This window comes from Streptomyces boluensis (assembly GCF_009908195.1).
GTDB lineage: Bacteria > Actinomycetota > Actinomycetes > Streptomycetales > Streptomycetaceae > Streptomyces > Streptomyces boluensis.
Window position 1 is genome coordinate 12,448 of sequence record NZ_JAAAHS010000020.1, and the last position, 15,605, is coordinate 28,052.

General features: G+C 68.4%; 16 protein-coding genes and 2 pseudogenes. 5 read left to right on the forward strand and 13 right to left on the reverse strand.

The window, feature by feature from the left end; genetic code table 11:
- Positions 1-6 precede the first annotated feature (6 nt).
- From GUY60_RS04925 to GUY60_RS04945, 5 genes are all read right to left on the reverse strand, one after another.
- Positions 7-879 (reverse strand): amino acid ABC transporter permease, encoded by an 873-nt coding sequence (locus tag GUY60_RS04925; RefSeq protein ID WP_161694148.1) that lies wholly within the window; start codon positions 877-879, stop codon positions 7-9.
- Entirely contained in the window at positions 876-1,520 is a 645-nt protein-coding gene (locus GUY60_RS04930) for an amino acid ABC transporter permease (RefSeq protein WP_161694150.1), read from the reverse strand. Before GUY60_RS04930 ends, GUY60_RS04925 begins: the two co-directional genes overlap by 4 nt.
- An 11-nt stretch (positions 1,521-1,531) precedes the next feature.
- Entirely contained in the window at positions 1,532-2,464 is a 933-nt protein-coding gene (locus GUY60_RS04935; protein ID WP_161694152.1) for a glutamate ABC transporter substrate-binding protein, read from the reverse strand.
- Positions 2,465-2,480: 16 nt separating this feature from the next.
- Positions 2,481-3,224 (reverse strand): amino acid ABC transporter ATP-binding protein, encoded by a 744-nt coding sequence (locus tag GUY60_RS04940; protein WP_161694154.1) that lies wholly within the window; start codon positions 3,222-3,224, stop codon positions 2,481-2,483.
- 117 nt (positions 3,225-3,341) lie between these two features.
- On the reverse strand, positions 3,342-3,782 hold the full coding sequence (locus GUY60_RS04945; protein WP_161694156.1) for a DUF6278 family protein: 441 nt from the start codon (positions 3,780-3,782) through the stop codon (positions 3,342-3,344).
- A 223-nt stretch (positions 3,783-4,005) separates the two neighbouring features.
- Between GUY60_RS04945 and GUY60_RS04950 the strand changes: the two genes are divergently transcribed.
- Together GUY60_RS04950 and GUY60_RS04955 are read left to right on the forward strand one after the other, a co-directional pair.
- The gene (locus GUY60_RS04950) at positions 4,006-4,185 is read left to right on the forward strand and encodes a hypothetical protein (protein WP_161694158.1); all 180 of its coding nucleotides are present in this window, start codon (positions 4,006-4,008) and stop codon (positions 4,183-4,185) included.
- Positions 4,186-4,360: 175 nt separating this feature from the next.
- A complete protein-coding gene (locus tag GUY60_RS04955) occupies positions 4,361-6,106 on the forward strand; it encodes an SGNH/GDSL hydrolase family protein (RefSeq protein WP_161694193.1) in 1,746 nt (581 codons plus the stop codon).
- 96 nt (positions 6,107-6,202) lie between these two features.
- On the opposite strand, the gene GUY60_RS04960 is transcribed toward GUY60_RS04955, so the two are convergent.
- From GUY60_RS04960 to pcaDC, 3 genes are read right to left on the reverse strand one after another with little or no spacing between them, the layout of a single operon-like run.
- Positions 6,203-6,982, reverse strand: a complete 780-nt coding sequence (locus GUY60_RS04960; RefSeq protein WP_161694160.1) for an exodeoxyribonuclease III — start codon at positions 6,980-6,982, stop codon at positions 6,203-6,205.
- Positions 6,983-7,017: 35 nt separating this feature from the next.
- A complete protein-coding gene (locus tag GUY60_RS04965; protein ID WP_161694195.1) occupies positions 7,018-7,659 on the reverse strand; it encodes an MBL fold metallo-hydrolase in 642 nt (213 codons plus the stop codon).
- A 40-nt stretch (positions 7,660-7,699) separates the two neighbouring features.
- Entirely contained in the window at positions 7,700-8,980 is a 1,281-nt protein-coding gene (pcaDC, locus tag GUY60_RS04970) for a bifunctional 3-oxoadipate enol-lactonase/4-carboxymuconolactone decarboxylase PcaDC (protein ID WP_161694162.1), read from the reverse strand.
- A gap of 833 nt (positions 8,981-9,813) precedes the next feature.
- On the opposite strand from pcaDC, the pseudogene GUY60_RS04975 reads away from it, so the two are divergent.
- The 3 genes and pseudogenes from GUY60_RS04975 (at position 9,814) to GUY60_RS04985 (ending at position 11,369) form a co-directional block, all read left to right on the forward strand.
- Positions 9,814-10,288: pseudogene (locus tag GUY60_RS04975) on the forward strand (helix-turn-helix domain-containing protein).
- A gap of 133 nt (positions 10,289-10,421) precedes the next feature.
- Positions 10,422-10,823, forward strand: coding sequence for a hypothetical protein (locus GUY60_RS04980; RefSeq protein WP_161694164.1), 402 nt, complete (start codon positions 10,422-10,424; stop codon positions 10,821-10,823).
- A 45-nt stretch (positions 10,824-10,868) separates the two neighbouring features.
- The gene (locus GUY60_RS04985) at positions 10,869-11,369 is read left to right on the forward strand and encodes a transposase (RefSeq protein ID WP_312866188.1); all 501 of its coding nucleotides are present in this window, start codon (positions 10,869-10,871) and stop codon (positions 11,367-11,369) included.
- Positions 11,370-11,455: 86 nt separating this feature from the next.
- Here GUY60_RS04985 and GUY60_RS04990 read toward each other — a convergent pair.
- The 5 genes and pseudogenes from GUY60_RS04990 to GUY60_RS05010 form a co-directional block, all read right to left on the reverse strand.
- Positions 11,456-11,605, reverse strand: a pseudogene (locus GUY60_RS04990) (transposase); the annotation flags it as partial.
- A gap of 64 nt (positions 11,606-11,669) precedes the next feature.
- Positions 11,670-12,053: a CBS domain-containing protein gene (locus GUY60_RS04995; RefSeq protein WP_161694166.1), complete on the reverse strand. Its 384-nt coding sequence runs from the start codon at positions 12,051-12,053 to the stop codon at positions 11,670-11,672.
- Between the two features lie 46 nt (positions 12,054-12,099).
- Positions 12,100-13,614, reverse strand: coding sequence for a DEAD/DEAH box helicase (locus GUY60_RS05000; protein ID WP_161694168.1), 1,515 nt, complete (start codon positions 13,612-13,614; stop codon positions 12,100-12,102).
- Positions 13,615-13,938: 324 nt separating this feature from the next.
- Entirely contained in the window at positions 13,939-14,142 is a 204-nt protein-coding gene (locus tag GUY60_RS05005) for a cold-shock protein (RefSeq protein ID WP_161694170.1), read from the reverse strand.
- Positions 14,143-14,485: 343 nt separating this feature from the next.
- Entirely contained in the window at positions 14,486-14,824 is a 339-nt protein-coding gene (locus GUY60_RS05010; protein WP_161694172.1) for a MerR family transcriptional regulator, read from the reverse strand.
- Positions 14,825-15,605 lie beyond the last annotated feature (781 nt).

Here is a 15,605-nt window from a genome sequence, read left to right on the forward strand (position 1 = left end):
TACGAGCTACTGCGCACCCGGCAGCAGCGTCCCTGGTTCGGCCGGGGCTACGTGCACGGCCTCCGTCTTGGGACTGCGCCTCTGCCGCTTGGACACCCAGGTGGCGAACCACGACAGAAGCATGCACATCCCGATGTAGATCGGTGAGATCACCATCACCACGGGGATGAACGGCAAATCGTAGTCGAGATTCGAGGCGATGAGTTTGCCCGCGTGCAGGAACTCCTCGTAGGTGATGAGGTACCCGAGCGAGGTGTCCTTCAGGGCGACCACCAGCTGGCTGATGATGGCGGGCAGCATGGCCCGTACCCCCTGCGGGGCCAGGACGTAGTTCATGACCTGCGTCTTGCGCATGCCGAGCGAGTACGCGGCCTCCCGCTGGCCGCGCTCGACGGAGTTGATGCCGGAGCGGAACACCTCGGCGAGCACCGAGCCGTTGTAGAGCGTCAGTCCGGCGACGAGCGCGGGCAGCGGCTGCACCTTCAGGGCCACGAAGATGAAGAAGATCATCACGAGGACCGGCATCGCGCGGAAGAACTCGACGATCAGGGTGGCCAGCCAGCGCACCGGCTTGTGGTCGGATAGCCGCCCCACCGCGAGCACCGTGCCGAGCGCGAGCGAGAGCACCGCGGCGATGGCGAAGGCCTTGAGCGTGTTGCCGAGGCCCCGCAGCAGCAGCTCCTGGATGCCCTTGTACTCGAAGGGTGTCCACTTGGTGGCGGTGAACTGCTCGGTGTCGAAGAGCAGATACAGGACCCAGGCCACGAGCCCCACGATGAGCAGGGTCGAGAGCACGCCGTACGCGAAGTGCCGCTTACGGGTGTTCGGCCCGGGGATGTCGTACAGGGCGGACGAGTCGTGCTGTGCGGTCGCGGTCATCGGGCGACTCCCCAGCGCTTCTCCATGTAGTTGAAGATCGCGCTGATGGTGAGGGTGATGATGAGGTAGCCGAGCGCGATCCAGACGAAGGTCCAGATGATGCTGTAGCCCAGCTCGTTGAGGGTCTTGTAGGTGCCGAGGAGCTCGGTGACGCTGAACGCGCCCGCGATGGCCGAGTTCTTGGCGAGCGCGATGAGGGTGGACCCGACCGGCGGGATCACGGAGCGGAAGGCCTGCGGCAGCACGACGCTGTTGAGGGTCTGCCCGAAGCTCATCCCGAGACTGCGCGCCGCCTCGCCCTGCCCCTTGGGCACGGTGTTGATGCCGGAGCGCAGCGCCTCGCAGATGAACGCGGAGGTGTAGCAGCCGAGCGCGAGGATCGCGAACACCTTGAAGGGCAGCACGAGTCCGAAGCGCGGCAGCCCGAGCAGCACCGCGAAGAACAGCAGCGTCAGCGGGGTGTTGCGCAGCACCGCCACCCAGACGGCGCCGAACACCCGGAACGAGCCGACGGGCGCGACCCGGAACGACGCCATCAGGAAGCCGAGCACGAGCGCCAACAGCGAGGCGTACACGGTGAGTTCGACGGTGCCGACGAAGCCCTCCACATAGGTGGAGAAGTTGTCTGTCAGTACGTACATGACGGCCCCCTTCAGCTCGCCGGATAGCGGTCGATGGCGGGCGGCGTCGGCGCCGGCACGCCGGACAGGCCGAGGGTGGCTTCGTACGCCTTCTTCCAGTCGCCGTTCTTCTCGTGCTGCTCGAGGGCGTCGTCGATGGCGAAGCGCAGCGCGTTGTCGCTCCGCGGCACACCGATGCCGTACGGCTCCTCGGAGAAGGGCTTGCCGACCAGCTTGAGCTCCTCGGGCACCTTGGCCGCGTACCCCTGGAGGATCGCGTCGTCGGTGGTGACCGCGTCGACCTGGTAGGTCAGCAGGTTGTCGACGCAGATCGAGTACGTGTCGTACGCGACGAGTTCAGCCTTCGGGTAGTCGGACTGGATGCGCTGGTACGGGGTGGAGCCCGCGGCCGAGCAGACCTTCTTGCCGGCCAGGTCCTGCGGGCCCTTGATGTCGTCCTCGTCCTTGCGCACCAACAGGCCCTGGCCCGCCATGAAGTACGGGCCGGCGAAGCCGACGAGCTTCTTGCGGTTGTCGTTGATGGTGTAGGTGCCGACGTAGTAGTCGATCTGGCCGTTCTGCAGGGCGGTCTCGCGGTTGGCCGAGGCGATCGTCTTGAACTGGATCGTCTTCGGGTCGAAGCCCAGGGACGCCGAGACCATCTTGGCGATCTCGATGTCGAAGCCGGTGTAGCCGCCGCCCGCCGGGTCCTTCTCGCCGAGGTAGGGCTGGTCCTCCTTGGCGCCCACCACGAGCCGGCCGCGCTTCTTGGCCTTCTTCCAGGTCGACGAGTCGGGCAGCTGGAACCCTTGCGCCACTTGGTACTTGGGCAGGTCCTCGGGTTTGGGACCCTTGACCGGCGGGCTGCCCTCCTTGCCGCAGGCGGTGGCGGCGAGTGCGGTGAGCGCGAGCACGGCGAGCGCCTTGGCGACCCGGCCCGCGGACATACGTGTCGTACGGATCATCGGTGCGCGGCCCCCGTCAGTGCTTGAGGATCTTGGAGAGGAAGTCCTTGGCGCGGTCGCTCTCCGGGTTCGTGAAGAAGTCCTCGGGGGTGCGGTCCTCGACGATCCGGCCGTCGGCCATGAACACCACGCGGTTGGCGGCGGAGCGGGCGAAGCCCATCTCGTGCGTGACCACGACCATCGTCATGCCGTCACGCGCCAACTGCTGCATGACTTCGAGGACTTCGTTGATCATCTCGGGGTCGAGCGCGGAGGTCGGCTCGTCGAAGAGCATGACCTTCGGGTCCATCGCCAGGGCACGGGCGATGGCCACGCGCTGCTGCTGGCCGCCGGAGAGCTGCGCCGGGAACTTCTCGGCGTGCGCGGCGAGACCGACCCGTTCCAGGAGTTCGCCGGAGCGCTTGTCGGACTCGTCCTTCTTGCGGCCGCGCACCTTGATCTGCGCGAGCGAGACGTTCTGCCGGACGGTCTTGTGCGCGAAGAGGTTGAAGGACTGGAAGACCATCCCCACCTCGGCGCGGAGCTTCGCGAGCGCCTTGCCCTCCGCGGGCAGCGCCTGTCCGTCCAGTGTGATGTGTCCCGACTCGATGGTCTCCAGGCGGTTGATCGTCCGGCACAGGGTCGACTTGCCCGATCCGGACGGGCCGATGACCACCACCACCTCCCCCCGTCCGACAGTGAGGTTGATGTCCTGCAGGACATGCAACTCCCCGTAGTACTTGTTGACGTCCCGCAGTTCGATCAACGGATCGACGGCCATGCCCAGCCCTACCCACTCTTCGCTGTATCGCAGTCCGCGCAAACTATCCGTAGTAATACGGGACTTAAGAGACGACACGCACCTGCCGGGCATTAACCGTATTTCCGGCGGCGAGGGTCAGGCCTCGGCCGCTTCCGCGTACACCTGGGACAGTTCGGGGGCGCCGCCGACCGCCCAGTCGAGGCCCGCCTCGACCACGTGGATCTCCCGCCCCGAGGCGAGCCGCACCACCGGATGACCGCCGGGCCACACGTGCCAGACGGCGCCGGGGACAGTGCGGACGATCACGGTGCCGAGGTAGAGCCCCGCGTCGTTGCCGAGCCACGGCAGCAGCTCCGGGTCGTCGCGCCAGCGCGGCGTCAACTGGTCCAGAGCCTCCAACGAGGCGGCACTGTCGTCGAGTTCGAGGCCCGACTCGCCGACCTGCGCGCGCAGCAGCTCGCACTCCGAGAGCAACTCGGCCACGCCGTCCGGGTTCTCCTCGAAGGCGACGGCGAGGCCGGTGCCCGGCTCATCGGCCCGCCGCCCGAGCCACTTGTCCAGGAAAGGCATCTTCATGATCCACGCTCCGCCGATTCGGCCCCAATAGCCCTAAATGGCTGTCACTTAGTCGTAGTTGCACTAGATCACCTTCGGGTCGCCGCCCCGGAACCCGACACGTCGGCCGCCTTACCCCAATTGTGCGGGCACCTTCCGTTTGCGGGGACCCGTCCCCCTCGAAAAAAGCCTTCTGTGATCGTGCGGTAGCGGATTGTCAGACCGTGCCCCTAGGCTTCACTCCATGTCCCCCAACTACGAGCCCCGCGGTGGCACACCCTCGGCCGCGGAGATCAACGCACAGATACGCGAGCTCTGGTCCCGTACGGACGGCCGGCTCTCCGAGGACCAGCGCAGGGAGTACGCACGGCTGGTCACTCTCTGGGCCGCGGCGGTGCGCGACGGGGTCGTCGAGGCGGCCTGACCCGGCGGGGGGTTTACGGCAACTTTCCCAACTTCCTTGAATTCAGAGCGAGTTCAGACGCCGGACATTGACGGGTTCCCCACCTCTCCTTAGCTTCTTGGCGCATCTGTCGTCATAAGGCCTCACCTCGGTGAGTGGGAGGAGATCGTCCGTGCGTCGACGCCTGTGGGGAACCATGCTCGCTCTCGGGCTCCTGGCCGGAGTCGCACCAATAGCCGACGCCGCAGCCGCGGAACCAAGACACGGGCCGCTCCCGCTGGAGCGGCTTTTCGACAATCGGGCGGTCAGCAGCGACGACCGCCCCGCCGCGGCCGACTTCGACGGCTCCGGCGCCTCGCTCTCCGCGCAGGACCTGGCCGCCGCCGGCTGGTCCCCCGGCCGCACCATCGGCGTCGACTCGGCCGGCCTGCGCCTGCCCCGTACGACACCGGGCGAGCCCGACAACGTACGCGCGGACGGGCAGTCCGTGGCGGTGCAGGGGCGGGGGGACGCGCTCGCGTTCCTGGTCGCGGGGACCGGCGGCGATGCCTCCGGCACCGGCACCGTGCGGTACCGCGACGGCTCCCGCGGCGACTTCCGGCTGACCGCCCCCGACTGGCGCTCCGGCCCGCTGGCCACCAAGTCGGTGGCGCTGCCGCACATCAACACCCCGCTCGGCCAGCTCGCCGAACCGGCCCGGCTCTACGTGGTCACCGTGCCGATCGCCCGCGGCCGCGACGTCGCCGAGGTGCGGCTGCCCGAGCGGCAGGGCCCCGACCTGCATGTCTTCGCCGTCTCCGTGCGGCCCGCGACGACCGGATGGACCGGCACCTGGTCGGCGTCGACCGCCGGGTACACCGCCGTGGGCCCCTGGGTCGACCGCACGCTGCGGCTCGTGGTGCACAGCTCGGTCGGCGGATCGCGGGTACGCGTCCGGCTCGACAACACGTTCGCCCGCACGCCCGTACGCATCGGCGGCGCGAGTGTCGCCGTGCAGCGGGCGGGCGCCGAGCCCCGTGAGGCTCCGGTGCCGCTGTCGTTCCGTGGCGCCACGGGCACCGAGATACCCGCGGGGGCACAGGCGTTCAGCGACCCGGTCGGCTTCGATGTGCCCCCTGACAGCAATCTGCTAGTGAGCTTCCACCTGCCGGGCACGGTGGCGGCGGCCCCGGTGCACAGCCAGGCGATCCAGAAGTCGTACCTGAGCGAGCCGGGCGACCACAGCGCCGACGGCGCCCCCGGCGCGTACACCTCGACGCTCTCGACCTGGCCGTTCCTCACCGGTGTCGATGTGAGCGGCGGGCCCGGTTCGGTGGTGATGCTCGGCGACTCCATCACCGACGGCGTGAAGTCCACCCAGAACGCCAATCTGCGCTGGCCCGACGTGCTTTCGCGGCGGCTGCTCGCCCAGGACGAGATCCCGCACTATGGCGTGATCAACCACGGGATCTCCGCGAACCGTGTGGTCACGGACCGCTATCCGGGAGACGGGATCTCCACCGACACCGGCGGGGTCAGCGCCCTGCACCGGCTCGACCGGGATGTCTTCGCACAGACCTCGGCCCGCACGATGGTGGTCTTCGAGGGTGTCAACGATGTGCGCTGGGGCGCCGGGGCCGGGGATGTCATCGCCGGTCTGCAGGAGATCGCCGACCGGGCGCGGGCCCGCGGTCTGCGCGTGGTGGCCGCGACGATCGCGCCCTGCGAGGGCGAGACGCTCTGCACAGCCGCCGCCGACGCCGAGCGGGTCGCGGTGAACACCTGGATCCGGTCGAGCGGCAGCTATGACGCGGTACTCGACTTCGACGCCGTCCTGCGCGACCCGGCACACCCGGCGCGGATCCTTCCCGCGTACGACAGCGGGGACCATCTGCACCCCGGCGACGCGGGGCTCACGGCGCTCGCGGAGTCGGTGGACCTGAAGGCGCTCACGGGCGGCTGATCCAGGTCCGTAAGAACGCGGGGCCGACGGGAACGCGTCCCGTCGGCCCCGCGCGTCGCTACTCGGCCGTGGCCGACCACGACTGGCCGACTACGACTACACGTCCAGGTCCACCACGACCGGCGCGTGGTCCGAGGCGCCCTTGCCCTTGCGCTCCTCACGGTCGACGTACGCATCGGTGACGGCCTTGGCGAAGGGGGCGTTCCCATACACCAGGTCGATGCGCATGCCGCGGTTCTTCGGGAAGCCGAGCTGGCGGTAGTCCCAGTACGTGAACGGCACGTCGTACTTCAGCGGGCGGGGCACCACGTCGTTGAGCCCCGCCTCGCGCAGCGCGGTCAGGGCGGCGCGCTCGGCCGGGGTGACGTGGGTGGCACCGTCGAAGAGGCTGATGTCCCAGACGTCGTCGTCGGTCGGCGCGACGTTGTAGTCGCCCATCACCGCGAAGGGGCGGGAACCCGCCGCGTCCCCGGCCACGGCCGCCTTCAGGGCCTCGAACCACTGGAGCTTGTAGGCGTAGTGCGGGTGCTCGGGCTCGCGGCCGTTCGGCACGTACACCGACCAGACGCGGACGCCGCCGCAGGTCGCGGAGACGGCGCGGGGCTCCTCCACGCCTTCGTACCCCGGGTCTCCCGGCAGGCCCTTGACCACGTCGTCGAGGCCCACGCGGGAGACGACCGCCACGCCGTTCCACCTGCCGGTGGCGTTCACCGCCGATTCGTATCCCAGCTCCCGCAGCTCGTCCGCCGGGAACTGCTCGGCGGCGCACTTGGTCTCCTGGATGCACAGCACGTCCGTGCCGCTGTTCTCCAGCCAGGCCAGGAGGCGGGGCAGGCGGGCGGTGATCGAGTTCACGTTCCAAGTCGCGATGCGCATGGCTCACAACCTACCGGGCGGGTACGACAACGGGCTCAGAGCGTCGTTCCGTCACCGGACGCGAAGCGGGCGTGCTCGGCGCCGCCCAGATTCGAGATGTGCAGGTCGTAGATCGGCCGGGCCACATCCGTGAGCAGCGCGTCGTGGATGTCGATGGCCCGCTGCGGCTTGATCTCACGGACGTACTCGATCACCTCGGAGACCTTGCTCCAGGGCGCCATCACCGGCAGCAGCAGCGTCTCGACCGGCTGGTCGGGCACGGTCAGCGCGTCGCCCGGGTGGAACAGCGAGGTGGCGTCCGGGTCGACGAGGAACCCCACGTTCGTGACCCTCGGCAGGTCCGGGTGGATCACCGCGTGCAGCTCGCCGTGCACCTGGACGTCGAACCCGGCGGCCGTGAACGTGTCGCCGTGCCCGACGGTGTGCACCCGGCCGGGGAACGCGGCCGCGAGCTGGTCGGCGACGGAGCGCAGGGTCCAGATCTCGGCGCCCGGGTTCGCCTCCATGGCGGCCCGGAGCCGGTCCTCACTGAAGTGGTCCGGGTGTTCGTGCGTGATGAGGACGGCGTCGGCGCCGAGCGCCGCGTCCTCCTCGCTGAACGCGCCGGGGTCGATGACCAGCGTGCGGCCGTCCCGCTCCAGGCGGACGCAGGCGTGCGACTTCTTGGTGAGCTTCATGTGTGCCATGACACCATCCTGCGCCGCCCGGCCGCCTCGCTCACTCCTGCGGCGTGGTCTCCTCGCGGATCACGGACTGCGCGACCCGGAACGCCGTGTTCGCCGCGGGAACCCCGCAGTACACAGCGGCCTGCAGGAAGATCTCCTTGATCTCGCCCGGCGTCAGACCGTTGCGCAGCGCGGCTCGTACGTGGAAGACCAGCTCCTCCTGGTGTCCGCCCGCGATCAGCGCGGAGAGCGTGACGCAGCTGCGCATCCGGCGGTCGAGTCCTGGCCGGGCCCAGACCTCACCCCACGCGTACCGGGTGACCAGGTCCTGGAAGTCGCCGGAGAACTCGTCGGCCGCGGCGAGCGCACTGTCGACATGGGCGTCGCCGAGCACCTCACGCCGCACCTTGAGACCGCTGTCGTACGGGTCGGGTCGGCCCGACGGAGTCAACTCGTCCGGTACGACGGGGGCGATCTCGGCGACCGGAGAGGCCGGGACCGAGGGCGCGAGGACCGGCTTGACCGGGGGCGCGGAGATCGCCGAGTGCTGCTCGGTCCAGGCGGTGGAGAAGTGCCGTACGAGCAGGTCGGTGACCGCGGCGGGCTGCTCGACCGGGGCCAGGTGGGAGGCGCCGGGGACCACCGCGAGCCGGGCGTCCGGTATGCCGGCGACCAGCGTGCGCGCCTCGGCGGGGCCGGTGACCTGGTCCTCGGAGCCGACCAGGACGAGCGTGGGCACCCCGATCCGGCCGAGCTCGCCGCGGATGTCGAACGCGGCGAGGGCCTCGCAGGCCGAGATGTAGCAGCCGGGGTCGGTGGTGCGGACCATCTGCACGGCCCACTCGGTGATCGCGGGCTGGTTGGCGGCGAAGCCGGGCGTGAACCAGCGCTCGGGGGAGGTACGGGCCACCGGGTCGAGGCCGTTCGTCCGGACGATCACGCCGCGCTGGCGGAACTCGTCGGCCGTGCCGAACCGGGGCGACGCCGCGATCAGCGCGAGCGAGGCGACCCGCTGCGGGTGCCGAAGCGCCAGGTCGGCACCGATGGCACCGCCGAGCGCGCAGCCCGCGTACCCGAAGCGCTGCACACCGAGTTCGTCGAGCGTGCCGAGCACCCGGTCGGCGAGCGCGCTCACACTGTCGGCCCCGTGCGCCGGGGCGCCGCCGTGGCCGGGCAGGTCGAAGCGGAACACACGCCAGGTCTTCGCCAGCTCGGGGATCTGCCGGTCCCACATGTGCCATGTGGTACCCAGTGAGGGACCCAGGATCAGGACTGGGGCGTCTTCTGGCCCGTCAAAGCGGTATTGCAGGCTGTTCTTCGGCGTCTCGCTCACCCGTCCGACCCTCTCATCTGTCACGACAGCCCCTATGAGCGGGGTCCTGGCTGTAGCTGTCCGACCAGGTGGAAGACCTTGCGGGCCGCATAGCTTTTTACTGCAACGGACGATTTCGCGCCGGGTCTTGCCCCCCTTGGTTCGGCGCTCATAGTAGTCGGGGGTGCGGGGGTCAACCGGCGTGCGGGGGAAAGACGACGCCGTGCAGCACGGCATCGGCCTGCCGACCGCCGTCGCGGTTGAGGCGACGGAACTGCCGGCGGCTCGAGGAAGGCGCTACGGGGGCGGCTCGTATGAAGCGGCGAACGACGCCTCAGCGCCGAGCCGTTCTGAACTTGGTCAAACTGGCTGAGCGCGTCCCCTCCCGGTCCGATGACGTGTCGCTTGGCTGCCGGTACCGGGCCGCGTCAGGCGGTCAGGTACGTGAGTAAGCCGCAGTGCTCAACAGGCCCCTATCGGGACACACCCCGCCGGCCCGGCACCGACAACGCACCATCCCCGGCCAGCAGTCGACGCTGTGACACTCGGACACTTTTCGGTCAGGAACACGATGGGTCAGACCCCGGACCCGGGACAGCACCCACCCATCCTCCCTCCCGGCACCTCACCTCTACTCAGGACTGCAGAGCACTGCTCAACCCCCCTCACACAACAGCCCGCACCGATCCCGGCCGGCCACAACAGGGCACGAAATCGCGGCGTCACGTTCAGAGGACGCCAGACAGTCGTTCGGGCTGAGCGGGGTTTCCGGGATAGGAGGCAGGGGCCCGCCTCCCGGTGGTCGTCCTAATGCGTGTTGCAGAAGGCTTCGGGCCGCCGGGCATCTTCTCTGTATGGGTGGGGTGTTGAGGGCTGAGTCGTTGTGGTGGAGACGTTCACGGGTCTGCGGATGCGGCAGTTCGAGCGGCTGCTGAAGGCGGTCCGGGAACGGGGCGGGAACGTTCCTGGTGGTGGTCGGCCTTGGTCCCTGCCGCTGGCCGACCGGGTGCTGCTGGTGGCTGTGTACTACCGCACGAACCTCACCATGAGGCAGCTCGCGCCGCTGTTCGGCTGCTCGCCGTGCTGGCCGACGGCGCGTACATCAACACCGGGCTCGTCGTCCCGCATCGCAAACGCCCCGGCAGAGCCCTGCTGCCCGGCGAGGAGGAAGACAACGCCGAACACCGCAGAGTCCGGGCCCGCGTCGAGCACGCCTTCGCCCGCATGAAGCACTACAAGATCCTCCGCGACTGCCGACAGCGCGGCAGCGGCCTCCACCATGCGGTCCAGGCAATCGCCCACATGCACAACCTCACCCTCGCTGTATGAGCAGAGCAGCCGAGAACCCAGCACTGACATGCCCGAACGCGACCTTCTGCAACACGCTTTAGCGCCTGTTGCGAAAGTGGGAACCGCGCGCCGAGCGGACCGGACGTGGCGTCCGGCGATAGGTTCAGGTGCCATGGCGGAACCCATTTACTACGTTGACCGCTCGGACATCCGCGAGGGCAAAATCGCCGAGGTCAAGAACGGGATGCGCGACCTGACCACGTTCGTCGAGGCGCGCGAGCCGCAGCTGATCGCCTACCACTTCTACATCGATGAGTTCGAGTCCACGATGACCGTGGTGGCGGTCCACCCTGATTCGGCGTCGATGGAGTTCCACATGGAGCTCGGCGGACCGAAGTTCCGCGAATTCAGTGCGCTCATCCGCATGAGATCCATCGACGTGTACGGCCAGCCGAACTCGGTGGTCGTGGACCAGCTCCGCCAGAAGGCCGCGATGCTCGGCGGCGGCACCGTCGCCCTTCACACCCTGCAGGCGGGCTTCAGTCGACTGCATCCGCCCCGGAACACCGTCTGAGGGTGTATTGCGAAAGCGGATCTTGGTCGTAAATGATCACGTTCTGTGGGGCGTGGAGATCTGACGAACGGCCAGTGGGCCCGGCTTGAGCCGTTGCTGCCGCAGGGCATCAAGCGGGGCCGTCCGCTGGTGTGGATGCGGCGGCAATTGATAGACGGCATACGGCGGCGGACCCGGACCGGTGCCCCATGGCGCGACGTGCCGGAACGTTACGGGCCGTGGGACCGGGTCTACGACCTGTTCCGGCGCTGGCAACGGAACAGGATCTGGGCCCGGATCGTCACTCAACTCCAGGCTGAAGCGGATGCGAAGGGCCTGATCACCTGGGACGTGAACGTTGACTCCACCGTCTGTCGCACCCACCAGCACGCCGCCGGGGCGGCAAAAGGGGGGATCTCCAAAGGAACCGCCCGGCGGGACCGGTGTCGAGCCGGCCGATCACGGGCTTGGACGCTCGCGAGGCGGGCTGACCAGCACGATTCACCTTGCTGTCGAGCAGGGCCAGAAGCCCATGTCCGTCGTGATTACGGCCGGCCAGCGAGGTGACTCACCGCAGTTCGAGCGGGTCCTGGAAGCGATTCGGGCGCCCCGGTTCGGACTGGGGCGGCCGCGCAAGCGTCAGAACAGAGTCCGGCCAGCAGCTGGTCGAAGGTGCCGTCGGCGGACCAGCGGGCGAAGCGTCCGTGCACGGTCTGCCACGGGCCGAACCGCTCGGGCAGATCCCTCCAGGGCACCCCGGTCCGGAACTTGAACACGATGCCCTCCAGCACCTGGCGGTGATCACGCCACCCGCCCGCGCCACCCACCTGTTTCGCGCGCTGCTCGTCCTGACGAACATCGAGGCCACTACCGACAATTGCCCTGCTCGTCGACGACAGGCAGGGCACCGAGCCGGCGGCCGCGCATTGCGTGCTGGGCCTCGACGATCGGGGTCACGGGTGAGGTGAACGCCCCGCGGTTGTCGAGAATGTCGCGCAGCTGGACCCGGTCCGTGTACGCGGAGTCGTCATGGACGGCGATGAGCTGGGCATGGGTGACCAGTCCGGTGCACAGGCCGTCGTTGTCGCAGATGAGCAGATGCTCGGTGCGGGCACTGGCCATGACGGCCAGGGCCACCTCGACGGTCATGTCGTCACAGACCTGCGGTCCGGCCGGATCCATGGTGTCGGCCACCGTCCTGTATACGGGGGTGGCTCCCGCCGGGCGGGGTTGCATCTGAGCCAGCGTCAAAAGGTGCCTCCTGCAGAGATGGGTCAGCTTCCAGATCACGCGGTGCTCAGGCCGCCGCGTCGAAGGCGGATCGCCGCGCGCTCGTGCGCCGGGCCGCCGAAGCGGGGCTGCGTCGGCCGCGGGGGGCCGCGCTGCGCTGGCGCCGCTCGGCCACCGGCGCGGTGATCGTCACGGGGATGCCGGAAGGGGCCTGGGCACCGGTGATCTGGCTGAGCGCTTCTTCGCCGGAGCGGACCTGGGTGGTCTGGGGGACGATGCCGGCGGTGGCCATGAGGCGGATCATATTGCGGCGCTGGTTGGGAGTGACCAGGGTGACGACACGGCCGGACTCGCCGGCCCGCGCGGTACGGCCGCCGCGGTGGAGGTAGTCCTTGTGGTCGGTCGGCGGGTCGACGTTGACGACGAGGTCGAGGTTGTCGATGTGGATGCCGCGCGCCGCGACGTTCGTCGCGACGAGCACGGTGACGTGCCCGGTTTTGAACTGGGCCAGGGTGCGGGTGCGCTGCGGCTGCGACTTCCCGCCGTGCAGCGCGGCGGCCCGCACTCCGCTGTTCAGCAGGTCCTGGGTCAGCTGGTCCACGGCGTGCTTGGTGTCCAGGAACATGATTACCCGGCCCTCGCGGGCCGCGATCTCCGTCGTCGTGCGGTGCTTGTCGGCGCCGTGGACGTGCAGGACGTGGTGTTCCATCGTGGTGACCGCGCCTGCGGACGGGTCGACGGAGTGCACGACGGGGTCGGTGAGGTAGCGGCGGACCAGGAGGTCGACGTTGCGGTCGAGGGTGGCGGAGAACAACATCCGCTGGCCCTCGGGACGGACCTGGTTCAGGAGCGCGGTGACCTGGGGCATGAAGCCCATGTCGGCCATCTGGTCGGCCTCGTCGAGGACGGTGATCGCGACTTGGTTCAGCCGGCAGTCACCCCGGTCGATGAGGTCCTTGAGGCGGCCCGGCGTCGCGACGACGACTTCGGCACCACCGCGCAGTGCACTGACCTGCCTGCGGATCGGCATTCCGCCGACAACTGTGGCAAGGCGCAGCCTCACCGAGCGGGCGTAGGGGGTAAGAGCGTCGGTCACCTGCTGTGCCAGCTCACGCGTCGGCACAAGGATCAGGGCGAGCGGCCGGCCGGGCTCGGCACGCTGGTGGGCGGTGCGGGCCAGCAGGGCCAGGCCGAAGGCGAGGGTCTTGCCGGAGCCGGTGCGCCCGCGACCGAGGACGTCGCGGCCCGCGAGGGTGTTGGGCAGGGTCGCGCCCTGGATCGGAAACGGGGTCTTCATGCCTTGCGCGGTAAGCGAGGCCAGCATCGGCTCGGGCATGTCGAGGTCGGCGAACGCCTCGACGGCGGGCAGCGCCGGAGTGATCGTCTTCGGCAGGGCGAACTCACCCGACGCCGCCGCGGGCCGTCGGCCCTGGCCACCAGGGCGGCCCTGCCCTGCGGAACGCCTCGGGGCGGGCGAGCCGGAACGGCTGCTCCGGCGAGAATCGGCAACGGAGCCGAAAGCGGGACTTCCGGTACGGCCGCGGGTGCGGGAAGAGCGGTTGTTCGTACGTGAGGGGTTCATTCAGAACCTTCCTTGATACGGCACGCATCAAAGAATTCTCGCAGCGGAAGAACAGCGCGGGGAACCCAAGAACGGACCGAATGGAATGGGAAAGCAGACCTGGCTTGCAGTGAATTCGATGCGTGTGCACAGGCGATGGAACGAGTGACGTCGCGCAGAGTGAAATCCAGGACAGGCGTCAACGGATGACGATTCAGAAGGCCCGCATTCCCGGAAAGGGGTCCCGGGCGGTGGTTCTGCAGGTGAAACCACAGGAAATGTCCGTAACTGGGGCCCGCACCCCAAAAATGGATACGGGCCCCAGCTACGAAGTATGCGTCGGCGTCAGACCGGAACGATGTTCTCGGCCGTCGGGCCCTTCTGGCCCTGCACGATGTCGAAGGTGACCTTCTGGCCTTCCAGTAGCTCACGGAAGCCCTGGGTGGCGATGTTCGAGAAGTGGGCGAACACGTCGGCGCCGCCACCGTCCTGCTCGATGAAACCGAAACCCTTGGCCGCGTTGAACCACTTCACAGTGCCAGACGCCATGTCATATCTCCTTTGGGGCAGTACGCCGGGGCCCGCAATCCACGGATACCGGGTCGCCGAGATGATGCCCGCCCGGAGAATGACCGGAAATGCAAAACGCTTCCTGCGGCAGGGGATGCCGACGTTGGCGTTGAAGTTTTTGGGAACCATGACTGCAACTGAGGTCGACAGTAGCATGCGGTAGCGGCCTGCGTACGGCCAATAATTCCACTCTGTTCGTCGCGGTAAACACACTGCTCGCGCGGCACATTAAACTCTCGTCTCGCGGTAACAGATATTTATCCACCCGGAACGCGGCGTTCGAGGAGCGCGGTCGCTGCCCGTGGCTGGACGGCGAGACGCCTCAGTCCGTGGTCGTCGGCTTCTCCGATTCGGCGGCGCGGCGGTATTCGGCGTTGATGCGCTGCGCTTCTTCGAGCTGATCCTCGAGGATGATGATGCGGCAGGCAGCCTCGATGGGGGTGCCCTGGTCGACGAGTTCCCGGGCGCGGGCGGCGATGCGCAGCTGGTAGCGGGAGTAGCGCCGGTGTCCGCCCTCGGAACGCAGCGGGGTGATCAGGCGGGCTTCGCCGATGGCGCGGAGGAAACCCTGGGTGGTGCCGAGCATGTCGGCGGCCCGGCCCATCGTGTAGGCGGGGTAGTCGTCGTCATCGAGACGCCCGAACGAATCGTCTGCTGTCATTTGCACCTCTCTGTGGAACGCGTCGAGGGGCCCGGGTGCCGTACGGCACCCGGGCCCCGAAGGAACTGCTACACCATCTGCCGGCCCTGATACGGCGCCGGCGCTCCGTTTCCGCTGGCCCGAACTGGAAGCTGTCGGGACTGCGGGGATCGCGGTTGCTTGACCGGAGACCACCTCACTATCGATGTCCTGCGGTACCCGGGCTCAAGACCTCTACCCGGGCGATCCTGATGGCGACTGGTTCCTCCGTTTCTTTCCTCTGGGGTCCATCACTTACCTACTGCTGGTACTGCTGGTGATGCGAACCGCTCAGTGACCTGCGGTAGCGCCACTCTCCGACAGCCAGCCCCGTCGCCCATCCTGCGTCTGCTCCGGCTTAGAACCCCACTGTCGAACTTCCCGGTGCGCGCGTCCGCAGCCGACGCCTTCACCGAGGTGCTGCTCACTTACTTCACTGCTGGATCCCGCGAACTGCACTTGCGGGTACTGCCACTGCGGTACTACTCACGGCGCCCCTGATCACTGCGGGCCACCCGGTCCGGTCGCCAGTCCCGTCGCCGTCCTGCAACAACCCTGGCTTCGAAACTCCACCACCGCACCGTCCTGCGAACTGCGTACTGCTGCCCGGCAGTTCATCCCTGCCGGGCTTACTTGATCTCGGCTACGAGAGAAACCATAACCACACCACCACCCAATGTCTACTCCGGCCGCCATAGATTTTCGTGAGTCAGACTGAGAGATAGTCGACCTCGACCACTGAACAGATGCGCCGTGGTCCCTC